This is a genomic window from Pseudomonas sp. YQ_6 (assembly GCF_043103245.1).
GTDB lineage: Bacteria > Pseudomonadota > Gammaproteobacteria > Pseudomonadales > Pseudomonadaceae > Aquipseudomonas > Aquipseudomonas alloputida.
Genome location: NZ_JBICJR010000038.1, coordinates 252,552 through 273,253, shown reverse-complemented (window position 1 = coordinate 273,253; position 20,702 = coordinate 252,552). Strand labels below are relative to the sequence as shown.

Annotated in this window: 19 protein-coding genes; 6 read left to right on the top strand and 13 right to left on the bottom strand. The window is 62.2% G+C overall.

Going from position 1 to position 20,702, the window contains the following annotated elements:
- Positions 1-6: 6 nt before the first annotated feature.
- The 9 genes from ACF8FG_RS13050 to tcyJ form a co-directional block, all read right to left on the bottom strand.
- Positions 7-651, bottom strand: a complete 645-nt coding sequence (locus tag ACF8FG_RS13050; protein ID WP_014589318.1) for a methionine ABC transporter permease — start codon at positions 649-651, stop codon at positions 7-9.
- Positions 641-1,750, bottom strand: coding sequence for a methionine ABC transporter ATP-binding protein (locus ACF8FG_RS13045; RefSeq protein ID WP_119714232.1), 1,110 nt, complete (start codon positions 1,748-1,750; stop codon positions 641-643). The genes ACF8FG_RS13050 and ACF8FG_RS13045 overlap by 11 nt, the downstream gene beginning before the upstream one ends.
- 1 nt (position 1,751) lies before the next feature.
- On the bottom strand, positions 1,752-2,552 hold the full coding sequence (locus tag ACF8FG_RS13040; RefSeq protein WP_014589320.1) for a MetQ/NlpA family ABC transporter substrate-binding protein: 801 nt from the start codon (positions 2,550-2,552) through the stop codon (positions 1,752-1,754).
- Positions 2,545-3,930, bottom strand: coding sequence for an LLM class flavin-dependent oxidoreductase (locus tag ACF8FG_RS13035; RefSeq protein ID WP_014589321.1), 1,386 nt, complete (start codon positions 3,928-3,930; stop codon positions 2,545-2,547). Before ACF8FG_RS13035 ends, ACF8FG_RS13040 begins: the two co-directional genes overlap by 8 nt.
- Positions 3,930-5,111 (bottom strand): SfnB family sulfur acquisition oxidoreductase, encoded by a 1,182-nt coding sequence (locus tag ACF8FG_RS13030; RefSeq protein WP_318078864.1) that lies wholly within the window; start codon positions 5,109-5,111, stop codon positions 3,930-3,932. Before ACF8FG_RS13030 ends, ACF8FG_RS13035 begins: the two co-directional genes overlap by 1 nt.
- A gap of 142 nt (positions 5,112-5,253) precedes the next feature.
- Positions 5,254-6,495, bottom strand: coding sequence for an SfnB family sulfur acquisition oxidoreductase (locus tag ACF8FG_RS13025; protein WP_014589323.1), 1,242 nt, complete (start codon positions 6,493-6,495; stop codon positions 5,254-5,256).
- 313 nt (positions 6,496-6,808) lie between these two features.
- A complete protein-coding gene (gene tcyN, locus ACF8FG_RS13020; protein ID WP_003255850.1) occupies positions 6,809-7,567 on the bottom strand; it encodes an L-cystine ABC transporter ATP-binding protein TcyN in 759 nt (252 codons plus the stop codon).
- 2 nt (positions 7,568-7,569) lie between these two features.
- Positions 7,570-8,238, bottom strand: coding sequence for a cystine ABC transporter permease (tcyL, locus tag ACF8FG_RS13015; RefSeq protein ID WP_003255849.1), 669 nt, complete (start codon positions 8,236-8,238; stop codon positions 7,570-7,572).
- Complete coding sequence (tcyJ, locus tag ACF8FG_RS13010) at positions 8,235-9,029, bottom strand: cystine ABC transporter substrate-binding protein (protein WP_014589324.1); 795 nt, start codon at positions 9,027-9,029, stop codon at positions 8,235-8,237. Before tcyJ ends, tcyL begins: the two co-directional genes overlap by 4 nt.
- A gap of 309 nt (positions 9,030-9,338) precedes the next feature.
- Here tcyJ and epsC point away from each other — a divergent pair, with 309 nt between their 5' ends.
- The gene (epsC, locus tag ACF8FG_RS13005) at positions 9,339-10,271 is read left to right on the top strand and encodes a serine O-acetyltransferase EpsC (RefSeq protein WP_003255846.1); all 933 of its coding nucleotides are present in this window, start codon (positions 9,339-9,341) and stop codon (positions 10,269-10,271) included.
- A 270-nt stretch (positions 10,272-10,541) separates the two neighbouring features.
- The gene (gene betT, locus ACF8FG_RS13000) at positions 10,542-12,545 is read left to right on the top strand and encodes a choline transporter BetT (protein ID WP_003255844.1); all 2,004 of its coding nucleotides are present in this window, start codon (positions 10,542-10,544) and stop codon (positions 12,543-12,545) included.
- Between the two features lie 124 nt (positions 12,546-12,669).
- Here the strand turns inward: betT and tauD are convergent, their stop codons facing one another.
- The 4 genes from tauD to tauA are packed head-to-tail and all read right to left on the bottom strand — an operon-like array spanning position 12,670 to position 16,161.
- Complete coding sequence (gene tauD, locus ACF8FG_RS12995; protein ID WP_014589327.1) at positions 12,670-13,503, bottom strand: taurine dioxygenase; 834 nt, start codon at positions 13,501-13,503, stop codon at positions 12,670-12,672.
- A gap of 48 nt (positions 13,504-13,551) precedes the next feature.
- Positions 13,552-14,391: a taurine ABC transporter permease TauC gene (gene tauC, locus ACF8FG_RS12990; RefSeq protein WP_019438892.1), complete on the bottom strand. Its 840-nt coding sequence runs from the start codon at positions 14,389-14,391 to the stop codon at positions 13,552-13,554.
- Positions 14,388-15,176 carry a taurine ABC transporter ATP-binding subunit gene (gene tauB / locus ACF8FG_RS12985; RefSeq protein ID WP_019438891.1) on the bottom strand — a complete coding sequence of 263 codons (789 nt, stop codon included), beginning with the start codon at positions 15,174-15,176 and terminating at the stop codon, positions 14,388-14,390. Before tauB ends, tauC begins: the two co-directional genes overlap by 4 nt.
- Positions 15,177-15,189: 13 nt before the next feature.
- A complete protein-coding gene (gene tauA, locus ACF8FG_RS12980; RefSeq protein ID WP_003255840.1) occupies positions 15,190-16,161 on the bottom strand; it encodes a taurine ABC transporter substrate-binding protein in 972 nt (323 codons plus the stop codon).
- Between the two features lie 475 nt (positions 16,162-16,636).
- Between tauA and ACF8FG_RS12975 the strand changes: the two genes are divergently transcribed.
- From ACF8FG_RS12975 to ACF8FG_RS12960, 4 genes are all read left to right on the top strand, one after another.
- Positions 16,637-17,977: an OprD family porin gene (locus tag ACF8FG_RS12975; RefSeq protein ID WP_014589330.1), complete on the top strand. Its 1,341-nt coding sequence runs from the start codon at positions 16,637-16,639 to the stop codon at positions 17,975-17,977.
- Between the two features lie 165 nt (positions 17,978-18,142).
- Positions 18,143-18,781, top strand: coding sequence for a peroxiredoxin (locus tag ACF8FG_RS12970; protein ID WP_003255836.1), 639 nt, complete (start codon positions 18,143-18,145; stop codon positions 18,779-18,781).
- 219 nt (positions 18,782-19,000) lie between these two features.
- Positions 19,001-19,594 carry an NADPH-dependent FMN reductase gene (gene ssuE / locus ACF8FG_RS12965; RefSeq protein ID WP_003255835.1) on the top strand — a complete coding sequence of 198 codons (594 nt, stop codon included), beginning with the start codon at positions 19,001-19,003 and terminating at the stop codon, positions 19,592-19,594.
- Positions 19,595-19,679: 85 nt separating this feature from the next.
- Positions 19,680-20,645: a sulfonate ABC transporter substrate-binding protein gene (locus ACF8FG_RS12960; RefSeq protein WP_019438889.1), complete on the top strand. Its 966-nt coding sequence runs from the start codon at positions 19,680-19,682 to the stop codon at positions 20,643-20,645.
- Positions 20,646-20,702: the final 57 nt, after the last annotated feature.

Sequence of the window (20,702 nt, the reverse complement as noted above, 5' to 3'; positions counted from 1 at the left end):
TGGATTTCAGCGCTTGTTCAAACCCTTCGCCAGGCGGTCCCCGCCCAGTTGGATCAACGCCACTAACGCTACCAGCATGGCGATCACGGTCAGCATGATCTGGCTGTCGAAACGCTGGTAGCCATACCGATAGGCGATATCCCCAAGCCCGCCGGCACCAATCGCCCCGGCCATCGCCGACGAGTTGATCAAGGTCACCAAGGTAATGGTGAAGCCCCCGACGATCCCCGGCAGCGCCTCGGGCAACAGTACATGCCAGATGATGTGCCTGCGCCGGCAGCCCATGGCCTGTGCGGCTTCCACCAGACCATGGTCGACTTCACGCAGGCTGACCTCGGCAATCCGCGCAAAGAACGGTGTGGCGGCAATGGTCAGCGGCACCACGGCCGCCCACACACCATAAGTGGTACCCACCACCAGGCGGGTGAAAGGAATCAGCGCAACCATCAGGATCAGAAACGGAATCGAGCGGAACAGGTTGACGAAGGCGCCCAGCACCCGGTTCAGCAGCCGCGCCTCGAAGATCCCACCCTTGTCGCTGGTGACCAGCAGCACCGCCATGGGTACACCCACCAGCAGGGCGATCAGTGACGAAACCCCAACCATCAGCAGCGTATCCAGCAAGCCTTCCAGCAGGCGATCAATCCACATGGCCCAATACCTCCACGTCCTCGGCCCAACGGCGGGCACGTTCCAGCAATTGATGGGTGTCGTGCGGCGAGTGTTGCACCGAGAGGATGAGTTGCCCCAAGGCATGTTCGCCGATGGTTTCCACGCCGCCCTGCAGCAGACGCACACGCCCGCCCAGGTCGTTGAACAGGGCAGACAGCTCTGGCTCGCCGAGCACCGTCAGTTTCAGCACTACGGCGCTGTTGCCGCTCGCCGGGCGGGCCTGGAGGCTGGCTTGCAGTGCGGCGGGTAGCTTGGCCTGCAAATGGGCGAGCAGGGTGCGGGTAACCTCGTGACGGGGTGAGCCAAACACCCGCCAGACCTCGCCCTGCTCGACCACTGCGCCGCGTTCCAGCACCACTACCCGGTGGCAGATGTCGCGAATCACTGCCATTTCGTGGGTGATCAGCACGATGGTCAGGCCCAGGCGCTGGTTGATATCGCGCAGCAGCTCCAGGATCGAGGCGGTGGTTTCCGGGTCCAGCGCCGAGGTGGCCTCGTCGCACAGCAGGATCTCGGGGCTGTGCACCAGTGCCCTGGCAATGCCCACGCGCTGTTTCTGCCCGCCGGACAGTTGCGCCGGGTACACGTGATGTTTTTCCTGCAGGCCGACCAGTTCCAGCAATTCGCGCACTTTGCGCTGGCGCTCGGCCTTGGGCACGCCGGCGACTTTCAAAGGCAATTCGACGTTCTGCCACACGGTCTTGGCCGACATCAGGTTGAAGTGCTGGAAGATCATGCCGATGCGCCGGCGCAGGGCCACAAGGTGGTCCTCATCGAAAAGCGCGATATCCACCTGGTCGATCAATACGCGGCCCTGGCTGGGTTGCTCCAGGCGGTTGATGGTGCGCAGCAGTGATGACTTACCGGCGCCGCTGCGGCCGATGATGCCGAAGATCTCGCCATGGCGGATGTTCAAGTCGATGCCTTGCAACGCCGGTTGCGCCTGGCCCGGGTAGGTCTTGCCCAGGCCGATGAAGCGTACATGGGCTTCATTGACCTCGGGGCGCAGGGCCTGTTCTCTGGCCAATGGCGGCAGTGCTTGGGGTGTGGGCGCCCTGAGCGCGTTGGCCTGGCTCATTTCAGCCTTCCCAGCCGGCTTGGTAGAGCTTGCCGTGAGCTTTGTTCAACGCAGCGCGCACCGCTGGCGAATGCTGGTAGATGTCGACGAACTTGGCCAGGCGTGGATCGTCCTTGCTTTGCGGGCGGATGACGAACTGGATCACGTACTCCTTGTTTTCCAGCCCGTCGAACAGCAACGCCGAGGTGGCATCGAAGGTATTGGCCAGGCGGATGTAGGCCGGGTAACCCTGCACCAGGTCGGCGTCGTCGTAGGCACGTACCAGTTGCACCGCCTCGACCTGAAGGATCTTGAGCTTTTTAGGGTTGGCGACGATGTCATCCTCGGTGGCCTTGTAGCCCACGCCGGGCTTCAGGGTGATCAACCCTGCCTTGGCCAGCAGCAGCAGGCCGCGGCCGCTGTTGATCGGGTCGTTGGCGATGGCCACGCTGGCGCCTTCAGGCAGCTCGGCAAAGCTTTTGTACTTTTTTGAGTACAGGCCAACGTTGTTGATGATGCCCGGAGCGTAAGGCACGAGGTTGAAGCCTGCAGCAGCCTTGGCGTTTTCCAGGAACGGGATGTGCTGGAAGTAGTTCGCGTCGATGTCGCCGCTGTTGAGGCTGACATTGGGCGCAATCCAGTCGCTGAACTCGATCAGCTTCACTTCCAGGCCTCGCTTGTGGGCTTCTTCCACCGCGGCTTCCAGCGGAATGGCAAAGGCCGAGGTGGTACCGATCTTCAACGGCTCGGCAGCAAGGGCACCGGCGCACAGGCCGAGGGTGATGGCAATGGCCGCGACGGGCCGGAACAGTTTCTCAAGCATGGTGCAGGGCTCCAGTCGGGGCAGGGGTAAAGCGGTAAGCCGAGCCAGGATGGTCGGCGGGTAAGTGCGGGCGGTCGGCCTGGAACAGTTTTTCGCGCAGGGTGCCTTCGGTGTAGGCAGTCTTGTAACGGCCACGCTGCTGAAGTTGCGGGATGACCAGCTCGATGAAGTCCTCGAAGCTCTCCGGGGTGACGGTGCGGGTCAGGTTGAAACCGTCCAAGCCGGTTTCATCGATCCACGCGATCAACTGTTCGGCCACCTGCTCAGGCGCGCCGACCAGGGTTACGTAGCGGCCGCCCAGGGCGTGCTGTTGCAACAGGCGCCGGCGGGTCCAGGCGTTGTCTTGCAACTGGCGCGTGGCTGACTGGATGGCGTTGCCCTGGCTGAAGGCAATGGGTTGGTCCAGTTCATAGGCGGCGAAGTCGATGCCAGTGGACGCGGCGAAGTGCGCGACCCCCGCTTCGGCGCTGGCGTGGCGCAGGTACTCGGCGTGTTTGGCCTGGGCCAGTTGCTCGGTGGCCGCAACGATCACCGTGATGCCCATGAACACCTTGACCGCCTGCGGGTCGCGGCCGGCGGCCTGGGTGGCCGCGCGAACCTTGTCGACCTGGGCACGGGTGGCTGCCTTGTCCTGGCCACTGATGAACACGCATTCGGCATGGTTGCCGGCGAAGGCCAGGCCACGCTGCGAGCTGCCGGCCTGGAACAGCACCGGGGTGCGCTGCGGTGAGGGCTCGCACAGGTGGTAGCCTTCGACCTTGTAGAACTCGCCCTGATGCTGAACCTTGCGCACCTTGTCGGGCGAGGCATAGACGCGATGCTCGCGGTCGGCGACTACTGCGTCATCGGCCCAGCTGCCTTCCAGCAGCTTGTACAACACCTGCAGGTATTCATCGGCCTGGTCGTAGCGGCGATCATGCTCGGGTTGCTGCGCCAGGCCCATGGCCCGGGCGGCGCTGTCGAGGTAGCCGGTGACGATGTTCCAGCCCACCCGGCCATTGCTCAGGTGGTCGAGTGTGGAAAGGCGCCGGGCGAACAGGTACGGCGCCTCGTAGGTGAGGTTGGCGGTAAGGCCGAAACCCAGGTGACGAGTGACCGCAGCCATGGCGGAGACCAGCAGCAGCGGGTCGTTGACTGGCAGCTGGATCGACTCCTTGAGGGTGACGTCCAGTGACTGGCCGTAGATGTCGTAGGTACCGACGATGTCGGCAATGAAAAGCCCGTCGAACAGGCCGCGCTCCAGCAGGCGTGCCAGGTTGGTCCAGTAGTCCAGGGTCTTGTACTGGGTCGAAGTGTCCCGTGGGTGGGTCCACAAACCGTGGTTGATGTGCCCGATGCAGTTCATGTTGAAGGCATTGAGCAGAATCTGCTTGGCCATCAGATGGTCCCCCGGCGTGGCGGGTTGGCATCGTTGAGGTAGTAGTTGCCGATGGCGTGGTACTTCCAGCGCACCGGATCGTGCAGGGTGTGCACGCGAGCGTTGCGCCAGTGGCGGTCGAGGTTGTGTTCGGCCAATGTTGCCTGGCTGCCGCCCAGTTCGAACAGGGTGGTACCGGCGGTGAGGGAAATTTCGGTGCTGATGGCGCGTGCTTCGGCCACGGCAATGGAGGCGGCGGCCACATTGTCGGCAGTGCTGTCGTCGCGGGCGCGGTCGAGGTATTCGCCTGCGCGCTCCAGCAGGGCTTCGGCCGCATGCAAGCGGACCGCCAGATGGCCGAAGCTTTTCAGCGTCAGCGGGTCATCCGTGGCCTTGTCCAGGCCGGAGTCGACCCACGGACGGCTGCGGGTGCGGACGAAGTGCAGGGCGTCTTCATAGGCGGCGCGGGCAATGCCGGTGTCGATGGCGGCATGGAGGATCTGCGCCAGCGGGCCGACCGGGGTGGGGCGCTCGAAGGCGCTCTGGAACGGCACCACGTCCACTGCGCTGACGTACACGTTATCGAACACCACCGAACCGCTGCCGGTGGTGCGCTGGCCGAAGCCGCTCCAGTCGTCGATCACCTGCAGCCCCTGGCTGTCGGCCGGGACGAAGGCCAACTGTTGTATACCTTGTTCATCCACGACCGAGGTTGGAATGCGCTGGGCATAGATGGCGCCTGTGGAATAGAACTTGCGCCCGTTGATGCGGAAACCGTCGCCGTCACGGCTCAGGCGGGTGGTGCGCTCGTGGGCGGTCTTGGTGCCCAGCTCGGCCAGGGCATTGCCGAAACGGCGGCCGGCCAGTACCTCGGCGTACAGGCGCTGTTGCTGTTCGGGGCTGCCGTTTACCCGCAGCACTTCCAGACCGTAGAAATGATTCTGCGGAATCTGCCCGAGCGAACCGTCGGCCTGCGCGATACGGGCGATGACCTTGGCCAGGGTGACGTTGGACACGCCGGCACCGCCGAAGGCTTTGGGCACACTGATGGCCCACAGGCCGGAGCGGGTGAACAGCTCGAGTTCGGCCAGCGGCAGGCGGCGCTCGCGGTCGCGCAGGGCGCTGTCGCGGCGCAGTTGCTGGGCGATGTCTTCGGCGACGGCCAGGGCTTGGGCGTCGCTGGTGATGATAGCGATTGTCATGGAGTTCTCCGGGGGGCCGCTTCGTGGCCCTTCGCGGGCTTGCCCGCTCCCACAGGTGAGGTGATGCCAGTTCAGGCGGTGGCAATCCTGTGGCAGCGGGCAAGCCCGCGAAGGGCTGCGCAGCAGCCCCAAAGGCAGCAAATCAGATCCAGGAATGCCGTGCAGGCAAGGTGCCGTTGAGGTGGTAAGCGCCCACCGCGTGGTACTTCCAGCGCACCGGGTCGTGCAGAGTGTGCACCCGGGCATTTCGCCAGTGGCGGTCGAGGTTGAACTCGGCAAGGGTGGCGCGGCTGCCGGCCAGCTCGAACAGCTTTTCGCTGGCCTGCAGGGCAATCTCGGTGGTCAGCACCTTGGCCTCCGCCACTGCGATCGAGGCCCGTGCTGCGGCGTCGGCATCGATCGGAGCGGCATTGACCTCGTCGAGCACCCGAGCAGCCTTGCGCAGCAGCGCTTCTGCCGCGTGGAGTTCAAGCTTCAGGCGGCCGATGTCAGCGATCACATAAGGGTCGTCGCTAGCCCGCTCGACATTGGCTTCGATCCACGGGCGGGACTTTTCGCGCACGAACGTGATCGCATCATCGATGGCCGCTTCGGCGATGCCGGCGTCGATCGCCGCCTGGATCAGCTGCGAAGCTGCACCCTGAATGTTGGGGATATCGCGCTGGCGCCAGTTGTCGATCACCAGTTCCGCGTCAACCGGCACCTGGTCCAGCAGCACGGTACCGCTGGCGGTGGTGCGCTGGCCGAACCCGGACCAGTCATCGACAATGCGCAACCCCGGGCTTCCCCGGCGCACGAATGCCAGGCGCTGGCGGCCTTCGTCGTCGAGGGCTTTTACCGCCACCCAATGGGCGAACAAGGCACCGGTGGAGTAGAACTTCTCGCCACTTATGCGGTAGCTGTCGCCGGCGCGCGTAATTCGGGCCTTGAGGGTGAGGGTATCCCTGGTGCCACGTTCAGGCCCGGCATTGCCGATGCGCCAGCCGTCGAGCACGCTTCGGAAGATCAGCGCTTGCTGCGCCTCGCTGGCCGTCAGGCGCAGCAGTTGCAGCATGCCGAACTGGTTCTGCGGGATCTGCCCCAGGGCGGGGTCGGCGGCGCTGATCAGGCGGAACACTTCGGCGACGGTTGCGAACGATACGTCGGGACCACCGTAGGCCTTGGGTACGCTGATGCTGCCCAGACCGCTTCGGGTAAACAGTTCGATTTCGGCCCAGGGCAGTTTGCGTTGCTGGTCGCGCCGTGCAGCTTGCTCACGGGCGACCTTGGCCAGCTCGCGGGCCGCTTGCAGGGCTTCGGCGTCGTTGCGCAGTACCTTGGCCGGCAGCAGCGGGGGCGAGCTGTCCAAATCGCTATGGAATTGGGTGTTGGCTTGGCTGGGCATCAGTGCCGCTCCTTGGCTGCACTCAATGCCCTGGCGTTCCGCACTGGGGTGATTGTGATCCTGACCATTCCTGACCTCACAAAATAGTTATGTCGCTACAGCTGATCGCGACAGACGTGTGCTGGTCCGGTGGTCCGGTATATATACCCTAATGATTTATAAAAATTTTATGAACTAACTTTTTGGAATAATTATAGAAGGGGCGATTTGTTACGGGCGTGCCGGCCTCTTCGCGGGTAAACCCGCTCCTACACATGCCTCAAGATCTGTGCACTGTAGGAGCGGGTTTACCCGCGAATGGGCCGGAACAGGTTTACTCGGAGGCCGCAGTCCCGAGGAACTTGCGCAAGAACTGCCGCGTACGCTCTTCCTTCGGCGCTGCAAACAGGGCCTTGGCCTCGCCCTGCTCCACGATCACGCCCTTGTCGAAGAAGATCACCCGGTTCGCCACGTCCCGGGCAAAGCTCATCTCGTGGGTGACGATGATCATGGTGCGCTTTTCCTCGGCCAGGCCGCGGATGGTCGCCAGTACTTCACCGACCAGCTCCGGGTCCAGCGCCGAGGTCGGTTCGTCGAACAGGATTACCTCTGGTTCCATGGCCAGGGCACGGGCGATGGCCACGCGTTGTTGCTGGCCGCCGGACAGGCGCCGTGGGTAGGCGTCTTCCTTGCCCGCCAGGCCGACTTTGGCCAGCAGGCGCCGGCCAAGCTCGATGGCCTGCTCGCGAGGCGTTTTCTTGACGATCACCGGCCCCTCGATCACGTTCTCCAGGGCGGTGCGGTGGGGGAACAGGTTGAAGTTCTGGAACACGAACCCGGCTTGCTGGCGCAAACGGCGAATCGCACCCTGCTGCCCGCCCAAAGGGCGGTTGGCATCGATGCTGATGGCGCCGATCTGGATCTGCCCTGCATCGGGGGTTTCCAGCAGGTTAAGGCAGCGCAGGAAGGTGGTTTTGCCCGAGCCACTGGGGCCGATGATGGCCACCACTTCACCGGGCTGCACGGTCAGGTCGATACCGTTGAGCACGGTCTGGCCCTTGAACCGCTTGGTCAGGCCTTTGACTTCAATCATGCTCAATGCTCCTGGTCATGCTGGTTGACCCGCGCTTCCATGCGGTTCTGGAAGTGCGCAAGGATGCTGCACAGCACCCAGTAGATGACCGCGACCGCCACGTACATGGTGAACACTTCGAACGTGCGCGCGGTAATCAGTTGGGCTTGGCGGAACAGCTCGGGCACCTGGATGGTCGCCGCCAGGGCGGTGTCCTTTACCAGCGAGATGAAGCTGTTGCCCAGCGGTGGCAACGCGGTGCGCAAGGCCTGTGGCAGGATCGCCCGGCGCATGGCTTGCACGCGGGTCATGCCGATGCTGGCGGCTGCTTCCCACTGGCCCCGGTCGATCGAGGAAATGGCTGCGCGCAGGATCTCGCAGATATAGGCCGCCATGTTCAGCGACAGGCCGATCAGCGAAGCGGGGATCGGGTCCAGCTCGATGCCGATTTGCGGCATGCCGAAATAGATGACGAACAGCTGCACCAGCAGCGGCGTGCCGCGGAAGAACGACACGTAGACCCGCGCCAGCCAGTTCAGCGGCAGAATCTTCGACAGCCGCATCAGCGCCAGGGCAAAGCCCAGCACCAGACCGAAGAACATGCCGCCGACACTGAGCAGCACCGTATAACCCGCGCCCTTCAGCAGGAAGGGCGCAGAGTCGACAACGAGTTGCAGGCTTTCAGCGATCATTTGGTGACATCGGCACCGAAGTACTTCTCGGACAGCTTGGCCAGCGTGCCGTCAGCTTTTAGCTTGTCGATGGCCTTGTTGATGGCTGCCAACAGTTCCGGCTCACCTTTGCGCATGGCCACGCCGCTTTCCAGGCGCGAGAAGGCATCGCCGGCAAGTTGGGTGTCCTTGGCTTTTTGCGCGTATTCCAGCGCCGCCAGGCGGTCGATCAGGATGGCGTCGATACGGCCGTTGCGCAGGTCAGCAAACTTGCTTGGGTCGTCTTCATAGGTGCGCACATCGGCTTGCGGCACGTCCTTCTTCACCCACTGTTCGTAGTTGGTGCCAAGGCCTACGCCGACCTTTTTGCCGGCCAGGTCCTGTGCGCCCTTGATGTTCAACTGCTCGGCTTTCTTCTTCAGGATCAGTGCCTGGATGCCGGAGACAGTGTAGGGCTCGGAGAAGTCGTACTTTTTCTTGCGCTCCTCGGAAATGGTCACCTGATTGACCACTACATCCAGGCGTTTGGATTCCAGCGCGGCGAGGATGCCGTCCCACTTGGTCGGCTGGATCTTGGCCTTGACCCCCAGCTCCTTGGCCAGCAGCTCGGACAGCTCCACTTCGAAGCCGGTCAGTTTGCCGTTTTCGTCCTGGAAGCTGAATGGCGGGTAGGTGCCCTCGAGGCCGACGTTGATGACGCCTTTTTCCTGGATGGTCTTCAATTGCTCGCCGGCGAAAGCCTGGCTGAGCAGGCCGGCACCCAGCAGGAGGGCCAGGCTGGCGTTGAGTAGCGGTTTGGCGAATTTCGACATGGCAGAGCCCCGCGCTTGTTGTCTAGGTAGTGAGGTGGCGACTATAGGGTTGGCTGATTAGGCCGGGAAATACTAAAAAATCACTTTAATATTCCCTTTTTTGATTTTTGCCAGGTGCCGGCTGCTTTGAGGGTAGGCGACGATACCCACTCCGTCATCGCGGCTTATGCCTGACTTAGCGCAGGATGGAATAAAGCGTTGTTTTTTCCAAGCCTCGGATTTGCCGTAAAGTGGATTGCATGCAGGCAGGTTCGGCCCTTTCGCGGGCCTGGCAACAAAATCAGATGGCCTATACGGCAGGAGAAAACCGTGAGCGAACAACCTTCATCCGCGCATTGGCAGTTGCAGAGCATTGTCACTGGCCTGCGCGGGGCCCGTGAGCAATGGCGCACCCGTAATGGCCGCAGTATTGGCGAGCAGGGCGGGCGCGAGCTGCCGTCGCGCGAAGCGATGCGACAGATTCTGGAGCAACTGTGCGGGGCGCTGTTCCCCATGCGCCTGGGGCCAGTCGACCTGCGCGAAGAAAGTGAAGACTTCTACGTCGGCCATACCCTGGATGCCGCGCTGACCGCCTTGCTGGCCCAGGCTCGTCTTGAACTTCGCTACGCGGCACGGCAAAGCAAGGCTGAGCTGGCTGGCGTCGACGCCCGTGCGCTGAGCCTGATCCAGGGCTTTGCAGCTGCGCTACCGGAACTGCGCGTTCTGCTCGACACTGATGTGCTGGCCGCCTACCACGGCGACCCGGCAGCGCGCAGCGTCGATGAAGTGCTGCTGTGCTACCCGGGCATCCTGGCGATCATCCACCACCGGCTGGCGCATCACCTGTACAAGGCAGGGCTGCCGCTGCTGGCGCGGATCAGTTCGGAGCTGGCGCATTCGGCCACCGGTATCGACATTCACCCGGGGGCGCAGATCGGCCCGAGCTTCTTCATCGATCATGGTACGGGTGTGGTCATTGGTGAAACCGCGATCATCGGCGAGCGCGTGCGCATCTACCAGGCGGTGACCCTGGGCGCCAAGCGTTTCCCCAGCGATGAGTCGGGTACGCTGCATAAAGGCCTGCCACGGCACCCGATCGTCGAGGACGATGTGGTGATCTATGCCGGGGCCACGGTGCTTGGGCGTATTACCATCGGTAAGGGTTCGACCATTGGCGGTAATGTGTGGCTGACTCGCAGTGTGCCGGCTGAAAGCAATATTACTCAGGCCAACCTGCAGCTGGATTGCCAGGACAAGAACTGATCCAGCAGTGCAATTGCCTGTGCCGGCCTCTTCGCGGGCAAGCCCGCGCCTACGACGGACGTACCAGATGTAGGTGCGGGTTTACCCGCGAAGAGGCCGGAACAGGACGACACCAATTGGCGCCCCAATTCGCATTGAAATCCGATCCATGTTTAACTTGAACGCTTGTTCAATGAAAAACGCTGGTCCGCTGCCGGTGTTCAACAGGAGGATTCCTTTGCTGAACCCGTTCATTCCGAACCTCACGTCATTCGACGAGGTGCACGCCCTATGAGTGCACCGAACCCTTCCGCTGCCAACGGCAAAATCCGCATGAACCCCCCGGTGTTCTACTTTGCGGCGAGTTTCATCCTCATCTTTGGCCTGGTAGTCATCTCCAACCCGCAAGCCGCAGGTGACTGGTTGCTGGCGGCGCAGAACTGGGCGGCCAACACGGTCGGCTGGTACTACATGCTGGCGATGACGCTGTACCTGGTCTTCGTGGTGGTCACCGCCTTGTCTGGCTACGGCAAGATCAAACTCGGTGCCGACCACGACGAACCCGAGTTCAGCTACCTGTCGTGGGCCGGCATGCTGTTCGCCGCCGGCATCAGCATCACGCTGTTCTTCTTCTGTGTCTCCGAACCGCTGACCCACATGCTGCAACCGCCGCAAGGCGAAGCCGGCACGGTCGAGGCCGGGCGCCAGGCGATGCAGATCCTGTTCCTGCACTGGGGCCTGCATGGCTGGGGGGTGTTCGCCTTCGTCGGCATGGCATTGGCCTATTTCGCCTACCGGCACAACCTGCCGCTGGCCCTGCGTTCGGCGCTGTACCCGCTGATTGGCAAGCGCATCAACGGCCCGATCGGCTATGCGGTGGATGGCTTCGGCATCATCGCCACGGTGTTCGGGCTGGGCGCCGACATGGGCTTTGGGGTGCTGCATCTGAACGCCGGCCTGGACTACCTGTTCGGTATCAGCCACAGCCAGTGGGTGCAAGTGATCCTCATCACCCTGATGATGGGCGCGGCTGTGGCCGTAGCCGTGGCCGGGGTGGAGAAGGGGGTGCGGGTGATGAGCGATATCAACCTGTTCCTGGCCTGTGCGCTGCTGCTGTTCGTGCTGTTCGCCGGGCCTACCCAGCACCTGTTCAACACACTGATCCAGAACCTGGGCGACTACCTGGGTGCGTTGCCGCGCAAGAGCTTCGACGTGTATGCCTATGGTGAAAACCGTGGCTGGCTGGGCGGCTGGACCGTGTTCTACTGGGCCTGGTGGATTGCCTGGGCGCCGTTCGTGGGCCTGTTCATCGCCCGCATCTCCCGTGGCCGTACCATCCGCGAGTTCGTCTTTGGCGTGCTGCTGATTCCGCTGGGCTTTACCCTGGCGTGGATGTCGATATTCGGCAACAGCGCCCTGGACCAGGTGATCAACCACGGCATGACCGCACTCGGCCAGTCGGCGCTGGACAACCCGTCGATGAGCCTGTACCTGCTGCTGGAAACCTACCCCTGGAGCAAGGCAGTGATCGCCACCACGGTGTTCATCAGCTTCGTGTTCTTCGTCACCTCGGCCGACTCGGGCACCGTGGTGCTGTCGACCTTGTCGGCCAAGGGCGGTGACGCTGATGAAGATGGGCCGAACTGGCTGCGTATCTTTTGGGGGGCGATGACTGCGCTGATCACCAGTGCGCTGTTGTTCGCTGGCAGCATCGATTCGTTGAAATCGGCAGTGGTGCTGACGTCGCTGCCGTTCTCGCTCATTCTGCTGTGCATGATGTGGGGGCTGCACAAGGCGTTCTACCTGGAGTCGCAGCGGCAGATCGCGCAGATGCACTCGCTGGCCCCGTTCGCCCAGTCACGTCGCGGCCGTGGCGGCTGGCGCCAGCGCCTGAGCCAGGCAGTGCACTTCCCGTCGCGTGATGAGGTGTACCGCTTCATGGATGATGTGGTGCGCCCGGCGATTGCCGATGTGCGTGAAGTGTTCGAGCAGAAAGGCCTGGTACTGATTACCCAGGACGACCCTAGCCATGACAACGTCAGCCTGAAGATCGGCCATGGCGAGGAACAGCCGTTCATTTACCAGGTGCAGATGCGTGGCTATTTCACGCCATCGTTCGCCTTGGGGGGGCTGGGTACGCAGGAGTTGAAGAACCGCCGCTATTACCGGGCGGAGGTGCACCTGAGCGAAGGCAGCCAGAACTACGACCTGGTGGGCTACAGCAAGGAGCAGATCATCAACGACATCCTCGACCAGTACGAGCGGCACATGCAGTACCTGCACCTGGTTCGCTGACCAAGGTCTCCTGTCATGGCCTCTTCGCGGGCTTGCCCGCTCCCACAGGCACGGCACCGGTTTCGAAACCTGTGTTGTACCTGTGGGAGCGGGCAAGCCCGCGAAGAGGCCAGACAGGCAACCGCTAGAAGGGTGCATCCCCAAGGATGGTCGCCCGGTGCATCACCCGCCGGTTCGGCCGGTAGTCATCCACCGCAAAATGCTGGGTCACGCGGTTGTCCCAGAACGCCACGTCATGCTCCTGCCAACGCCAGCGAATGCTGAACTCCGGTCGCGTCGCATGGGCGAACAGCAGCCTCAGCAGCGCGTCGCTTTCCAGTTCGCTCAGTTCATTGATGCGTGTAGTGAACCCTTCATTGACGAACAACGCCTTGCGCCCGCTCACCGGATGTGTGCGCACCACCGGGTGCGACAGTGGCGGGTTGTTGCGCCGGGTGGCCTCCCAGCGCGCCAGGTCTTGCGGCGTGGTGCCAAAGCGCTCCAGCGGGAACGACTTGGTGAAGTCGTGGGTAGCGGTCAGCCCGTCCAGCATTTCACGCAGCGGTGCCGACAAGGCCTCGAAGGCCGCAATGCCGCTGGCCCAAAGGGTATCGCCACCGTAAGCAGGCAATTGCTTGGCGCTGAGTACCGCGCCCAGTGCCGGGGTCGGCAAAAAGGTCACGTCGGTGTGCCACACGGCGTTGTCGCGCACATCGGTAACCGCCGTGTCGAGCACCAGCACCTGTGGGGTGTCCGGCACGTTGGGGTAAATCGGGTGGATGTGCAGGTCGCCGAAGCGTGCGGCAAAGCGCGCCTGCTGTTCGGGGTTGATCGGCTGGTCACGGAGGAACAGCACCTGGTGCTGGAGCAGTGCCTGTTCGATGGCATCGCGCTCTTCTGCACTGATATCGCGGCTGAGGTCCACGCCGCTGATCTGGGCGCCAAGCGCTGGGCTTAGGGGGGTAATGGTCAGGCTCATGTCGGTCTCTTCAATCGGGCGCCAGTGTGCTGGCGTGGACAATGGAATTCAGTGAATCTGCCCATGCCAGGGCACCAGCTTGCGTTGCAGGGCACGCAGGCTCATTTCCAGAGCGAAGGCGATCAGGGCGATCAGCAGGATGCCCAGCACCACTACGTCGGTGACCAGAAACTGCGCCGCCGACTGCACCATGAAGCCCAGGCCGCTGGTGGCGGCGATCAACTCGGCGGCCACCAGGGTCGACCAGCCGACCCCCAGGCCAATGCGGATGCCGGTAAGGATGTCTGGCAATGCGCTGGGCAAAATGACGTGGCGGATCAGTTGGGCCTTGGTTGCGCCCAGCGACTGCGCCGCCCGCAGCTTGGCCGGGTCTACTGTGCGCACACCGGTGGCTGTGGCAATGGCGATGGGGGCGAAGATTGCCAGGTAGATCAGCAGCACTTTCGACAGCTCGCCGATACCGCACCAGATGACGATCAGCGGCAGGTAGGCCAGCGGCGGGATGGGCCGGTAGAACTCGATCAGCGGGTCGAGAATGCCGCGGGCCACGCGGTTGTAGCCGATGGCGATGCCGACTGGTATTGCGGTCAGGGTCGCAGCCACCAGCGCCAGGCCGATGCGGCCCAGGCTTGCGCCCAGGTGCTGCCACAGGCTGGCATCCATGTAGCCTTGGGTGAGCAAGGTCCATGCCTTGGACCGGATGTCGCCAGGCGAGGGCAGGAACAGGGGCTCTACCCAACCGGCAGCTGTCACCAGCCACCAGACCAGTAGCAGGCTGGCCAGGGTCAGGGTGCTGATCCAGCGGGTGGACAGTGGGCGGCGTAGCGTGGCGGCTGGCCGGGTTTGGGCGTCGTGTTTGCCGGCGACCGGCAGGTCCAGGCTGCTCATGCGCGCTCCTGCAGGCTTTGGCGTTGGGAAAACACCCGCGCCAGCACATGCTCGCGGGTTTCGATGAAGGCTGGATCGGACTTGATGGCCCTGGCCGATTCGCCAGCGGCATAGCGCTGGCCGAAGTTCAGCTGCAGGCGTTCCACTACGCGTCCCGGGTTGGGCGCCAGCAGTACCAGTTCGCTGGCGAGGAACACCGCTTCTTCGATGTCGTGGGTAATCAGGAACACCGGCTTGGCGGTGCGTTGCCAGACTTGCAATAGCAGCTCTTGCATTTGCTCACGGGTAAAGGCATCGAGGGCACCGAACGGTTCATCCATCAGCAGTATCCGAGGGTCGGCCGCCAGCGCCCGGGCAAGGCCCACGCGCTGCTTCTGGCCACCGGACAACTGCCAGATGCGCCGTTCGCCGAAGCCATTGAGGTCGACCAGGGTGAGCATTTCGCGGGCCTTGGCCTCACGCTGGGCGCGGGGTACGCCGGCCAGTTCGAGGCCGAAGGCGACATTGCCCAGCACGTTCTGCCATGGCAGCAGGGCATCGTCCTGGAACACCACGCCGCGTTCTGCACCGGGGCCCTGCACCGGCACACCATCGAGGGTGATGTGACCGCCACTGGGGGCGACGAAGCCGGCGATCAGGTTGAGCAGTGAGGTCTTGCCGCTGCCGGAAGGCCCCAGGGCCACCAGCAGTTGGCGTGGCCCCAGGCTCAGGTTGATGTCGGCCAGCACCGGGGTGCTGGCGCCTGGGTACTGTGCGCTGATGCGCTCCAGCTCGAGCAAGGCCATGACGGGCTCCGGATCAGTTTGGAAGGAACTTGGCGCTGACGTACGGCGAGTAGTCCGGCAGCACTGCTTCGACTTTGCCTTGCTGCTTGAGGAAGTTGGCGGTGTCCGTCAGCGCTTGGGTGGTCGGCGCGCCCAGGGCGTTGGCCTGGTCAGCGGCCAGCGGGTAGACGTTGCCCTCCAGCAGCACCGGGATGTCGCTGGCCTTGGCACCGGACAACTTCACCAGCTTGTCTACGTTGCCCTTGTCGGCCAGCCAGGCTTTCGGGTCCTTGCGGTAGTCGGCGTAGGCATCGAGGGTGACTTTGGCAAAGGCCTTGACCACATCAGGGTGTTTCTCGGCGAAGTCCTTGCGCACGATCCAGGCATCGAAGGTAGGCGCGCCTTTCTGCGCCAGTTCGCCGGAGGTGATCAGGACCTTGCCGTTTTCCTTGGCCACGCCCAAGGCCGGGTCCCACACGTAGGTCGCATCGATGTCGCCGCGCTTCCAGGCGGCAATGATGGCCGGCGGCGCCAGGTTGAGAATCTGTACCTTGGAAGGGTCGATATTCCAGCTTTTCAGTGCGGCAAGCAGGCTGTAATGGCCGGTGGACACGAACGGGACGGCGACCTTCTTGCCGATCAGGTCTTGCGGCGACTTGATGCTGTCACGGGCCACCAACGCTTCACCCGCGCCAATCTGGGTGGCGATAAGGAAGGTCTCGACCGGCAGCTTGCGGGTGGCGGCAGCGGCCAGCGGGCTGGAGCCCAGGTAGCCGATCTGCACGTCGCCGCTGGCCACCGCAGTGATAACGTCTGCGCCGTTATCGAACTTGCGCCAGTCGATGCTGGCCTTGCTGGCTTTTTCGTAGTCGCCATCGACCTGCGCCACTTTGGCCGGGTCGACGGTGGTCTGGTAGGCCACTGTCAGGTCGGCTGCCTGGGCCAACCAGCTGGTGCTGGCGAGGGTCAGGGCGGCGAACAGGCGCAGCGGAGCGTGCGGGATCATGGTTGAACCTCTCGTCAGGCAAGTCGGGTTGGATGACGAGAAGGCTAAATGATCTAAGAAAATTAAAATAAATAACTTTTTTGCATTAGCTTAGGAGCCAAACGCTTTAAAGCCATGACCCCGTGACGAAGCCAGAGGTGCCTGCAAGACCCTATAGAACGATTTGGCATTAGGTTATGAGCAAACGTTTGCAAATAACCAAAAGTTATTAGAAAATTCTCTGCTACAACGAATGGCAGTAAAGGTTCCTAATATATTCCTTAAAAGTCTTACAAATTCATAAAACAGTCATTTTGGATTTATAGGATTGTCATTATCCTGTAGCGCAGGTGGCGTCTTAGACCAAAGTCGCGAAATGTTTAGAAACGATTGACTTCACGGTCACGCTTTGGGACTAAATCGCCCATCCCGGTGAGCGGGGCATCAGACCCCTCCGCCAGAGATACACAAAAATTAGAACGTAGAGGAGCAAAACATGTACAAGTCCAGCCTGGCTCTGGCCGTGGCACTGGGGGTTCTCGCCCAACAAGCAGGCGCTGCCGGTTTCGTTGAGGACAGCAAGCTGTCGCTCAGCTCGCGCACCATGTACTTCAACAACGACAACCGTGAAGATCACGCAAAACCGGGTGCGGAGCGCCCGGACCAGCGTGAGTCGGGCCAGGGCTTCAAGCTCGACTACATCTCGGGCTTTACCCAAGGCACCGTAGGCTTTGGTGTTGATGCCCAAGCGCTGTGGGGTATTCACCTGGATGGCGGCGAGGGTTACCACAAGTCCGGCTTCTTCCCGGATGACGGCAAAGGTTCTGCAGCCCAGTGGGCTCGTTTCGGTGCCAATGCCAAGGCGCGCTTCTCCAAGACCGAAGCGCATTTTGGTAGCGCGCTCGCACCGAACCTGCCGATCCTGGTTTCCAACGATGGTCGTCTGCTGCCACAAACCTTCGAAGGTGGCACCATCCAGTCGAAGGAAATCGACAACCTGACCATTAACGCGGGTCAGCTGACCCACGCCATGGGCCGTGCTTCGAGCAACCGTACCGGTCTGTCTGTCGCCGGCTCCAATGCCGAAAGCAACAAGTTTCGCTACGGTGGCCTGGACTACAAGCTCACTCCAGACCTGACCCTGCAGTACTACTACTCGAACCTGGAAGACTTCTACAAGCAGCACTTCCTGGGCGCGACCCACGTGTTCAAGATCGCTGACGACCAGTCGTTCAAGACCGACCTGCGCTACTTCGACAGCAGCAGCGACGGCAAGAATGGCAACGACAGCGCTTACAACTTCAACAACAACGGTGGCTACGCCAAAAACACCGGCGAGATCGACAACAAGACCTGGTCCGCCATGTTCACCTATACCTTGGGTGGCCACGCGCTGATGCTCGGTCACCAGCAAGTGGGTGACGACGGTGGCTTCGTATGGTTGAACCAGGGCAGCCTGAGCAACGACAGCGGCACCTCGGAAGGTGCCGGCGGCTCCAGCTTCTACCTGTTCACCGACAGCATGATCAACCAGTTCGCCCGTGCTGGTGAAAACACCACCTTCGGTCAGTACTCCTATGACTTCGCGGCGCTGGGTGTGCCAGGCCTGAAGGCATCGGTTGCTTACCTGCGTGGTGACGATATCCGCAACAAGTCGGGCAGCGGCACCTACAATGAATGGGAACGCGATGCGCGCATCGACTACACCCTCCAGGAAGGTGCCCTAAAAGGCTTGGGCTTCAGTCTGCGCCAAGGCGTGTACCGTGGTGCCGGCGAGAGCAGTTCCGACCAGGATCAGGCTCGCTTCATCGTGAACTACACTTACAGCTTCCTGTAAGTCGTAGCCACAAAGAAAGCCTCGCCTAGTGCGAGGCTTTTTTGTGCCTGCCAATTCGTATGCATTATGGTTATAAATAAATCATTATTTATTCTTTTTGTTTTTAACTGAATGCAGGCACATTGAACCCATACGCTACAGAACCCAGCCCAGGAGCCGCAGCCCATGAGCCTCAAACTCGGCGATATCGCCCCCGATTTCGAACAGGATTCCAGCGAAGGCAAGATCCGCTTCCACGAGTGGCTGGGCAACAGCTGGGGGGTGTTGTTCTCCCACCCGGCCGACTTCACCCCGGTGTGCACCACCGAGTTGGGCCTGACCGCCAAGCTGAAGGACGAATTTGCCAAGCGCGGGGTCAAGGCCATCGCCCTGTCGGTGGACCCGGTCGACTCGCATCACAAGTGGATCGATGACATCAACGAAACACAGAATACCGTGGTCAACTTCCCGATCATTGCTGACGCTGACCGCAAGGTGTCCGACCTTTACGACCTGATCCACCCGAACGCCAGCGACACCCTGACCGTGCGCTCGCTGTTCATCATCGACCCGAACAAAAAGGTGCGCCTGACCATCACCTACCCGGCCAGTACCGGGCGCAACTTCAACGAAATTCTGCGGGTGATCGACTCGCTGCAACTGACCGACAACCACAAGGTCGCCACACCGGGTAATTGGCAGGACGGCGATGAAGTGGTGATCGTGCCTTCGCTCAAGGATGAGGAGGAGATCAAGCAGCGCTTCCCCAAAGGTTACCGGGCGGTCAAACCCTATCTGCGCCTGACCCCTCAGCCCAATCGTTAATGGATTCCTCGTTGCATTGCTCTTAGCCAAGCAGGGATTTTCGGGCCGTTTCGACGGCCCTTTTTTATGCCTGTAAAAAACCTGTGCGAGCGGGCGCGCCCGCGAAGAGGCCCTTGTGGATAAAGACGATAATGGAATAAACAAATGAAAAAATATGATTTATAGATATATATAACAGCTGTTAATGTCACCTCCAACAGAACACAAGGAAGCGCAGCAATGCTGGTCGTCTCAATCGGTGGTAGCCCAAGTCTCCGTTCACGCTCCGGCGTGCTGCTCGAGCGTTCGCGCCAGTGGCTGCAGGATCGCGGCGTTGAAGTGGTGACGTTCCAGGTGCGTGACTTTCCCGCCGAAGACCTGCTGCATGCCCGTTTCGACAGCCCGCATGTACAACACTTTCAACAGCTGGTGGCCCAGGCCGATGGCCTGATCGTCTCCACCCCGGTGTACAAGGCTTCGTTTTCCGGCGCCCTGAAAACCTTGCTTGACCTGCTGCCCGAGCGCGCCCTGGCCCACAAGATCGTGTTGCCCATCGCCACTGGCGGCAGCATCGCCCACATGCTGGCGGTGGACTACGCATTGAAGCCGGTGCTGTCGGCACTCAAGGCACAAGAGACCCTGCAAGGGATCTTTGCCGACGACAGCCAGGTGGCTTACGCAGAAGGTACAAAGCCCGCGCAGTTGGTACAGGCGCTGGAAGAACGCCTGCACGACTCGCTGGAAACCTTCCACGTCGCCCTGGCCCGTCGGCCACGCCCCGTGGCCCCCGGCGTATTGAACGAACGTCTGATCAGCGCTCGCTGGAGCATCTGAACGGCATTACCCGCTTCACCACCTTACTCGCCCGTTAACGAGGCAAGCAGGTGCAACCCGAACCCCATTCGCACAGGAGAGCGCCATGCGCACAGTCTTCTTGCGTCGTGGTCTGGTCGCCCTGTTTGCGGCGGCTGTGTCCTTCGGCGCCATTACCCAAGCCCAGGCCGAGAGCCTGCGTATCGGTTACCAGAAATACGGCACCTTGGTGCTGCTCAAGGCCAAGGGCACGCTGGAGAAGCGCCTGGCCGAGCAGGGTGTACAGGTGCAATGGACCGAGTTCCCCGGCGGCCCGCAGCTGCTTGAAGGGCTGAACGTCGGTTCCATCGATTTTGGTGTCACCGGCGAGACCCCGCCTGTGTTCGCTCAGGCCGCTGGCGCCGACCTGCTCTACGTGGCCTACGAGCCGCCAGCGCCACACAGCGAAGCTATCCTGGTGCCCAAGGGCTCGCCCATCCAGTCGGTGAAGGACCTCAAGGGTAAAAAGGTCGTCCTCAACAAAGGCTCCAACGTGCACTACCTGCTGGTCCGCGCCCTGGAAGACGCCGGCCTCAAGTACAGCGACATCCAGCCTGTCTACCTGCCGCCGGCCGACGCCCGCGCCGCCTTCGAGCGCGGCAGCGTGGATGCCTGGGTGATCTGGGACCCCTACCAGGCCGCCGCCGAGCAGCAGCTGCAAGCGCGCACCCTGCGTGACGGCAAGGGCCTGGTCGACAACCACCAGTTCTACCTCGCCACCCGCAACTATGCGACACAGCACCCAGCGGTGATCAACACCGTGATCGAGGAGGTGCGCGCCGTGGGTGAATGGTCCCAGGCCAACCCGCAGGAAGTGACCGACCAGGTTGCCCCGCTGCTCGGCCTGCCTGCCGACATCACCCTGACCTCGGTCAAACGCCAAGGCTACGGCGCTGCGCCGCTGACCCCGGACGTGGTGGCCGCGCAACAGAAGATCGCCGACACCTTCCAGGCGCTCAAGCTGATACCCAAGCCGCTGAGCATCAAGGACGTGATCTGGACACCCCCGACCAAGGTCGCTAGCGCGCCTTGATTGACAGCCTGAGCCGGGGCGCTGCTCCGGCTAGAGCCACCCTTGAGGAGACGACTC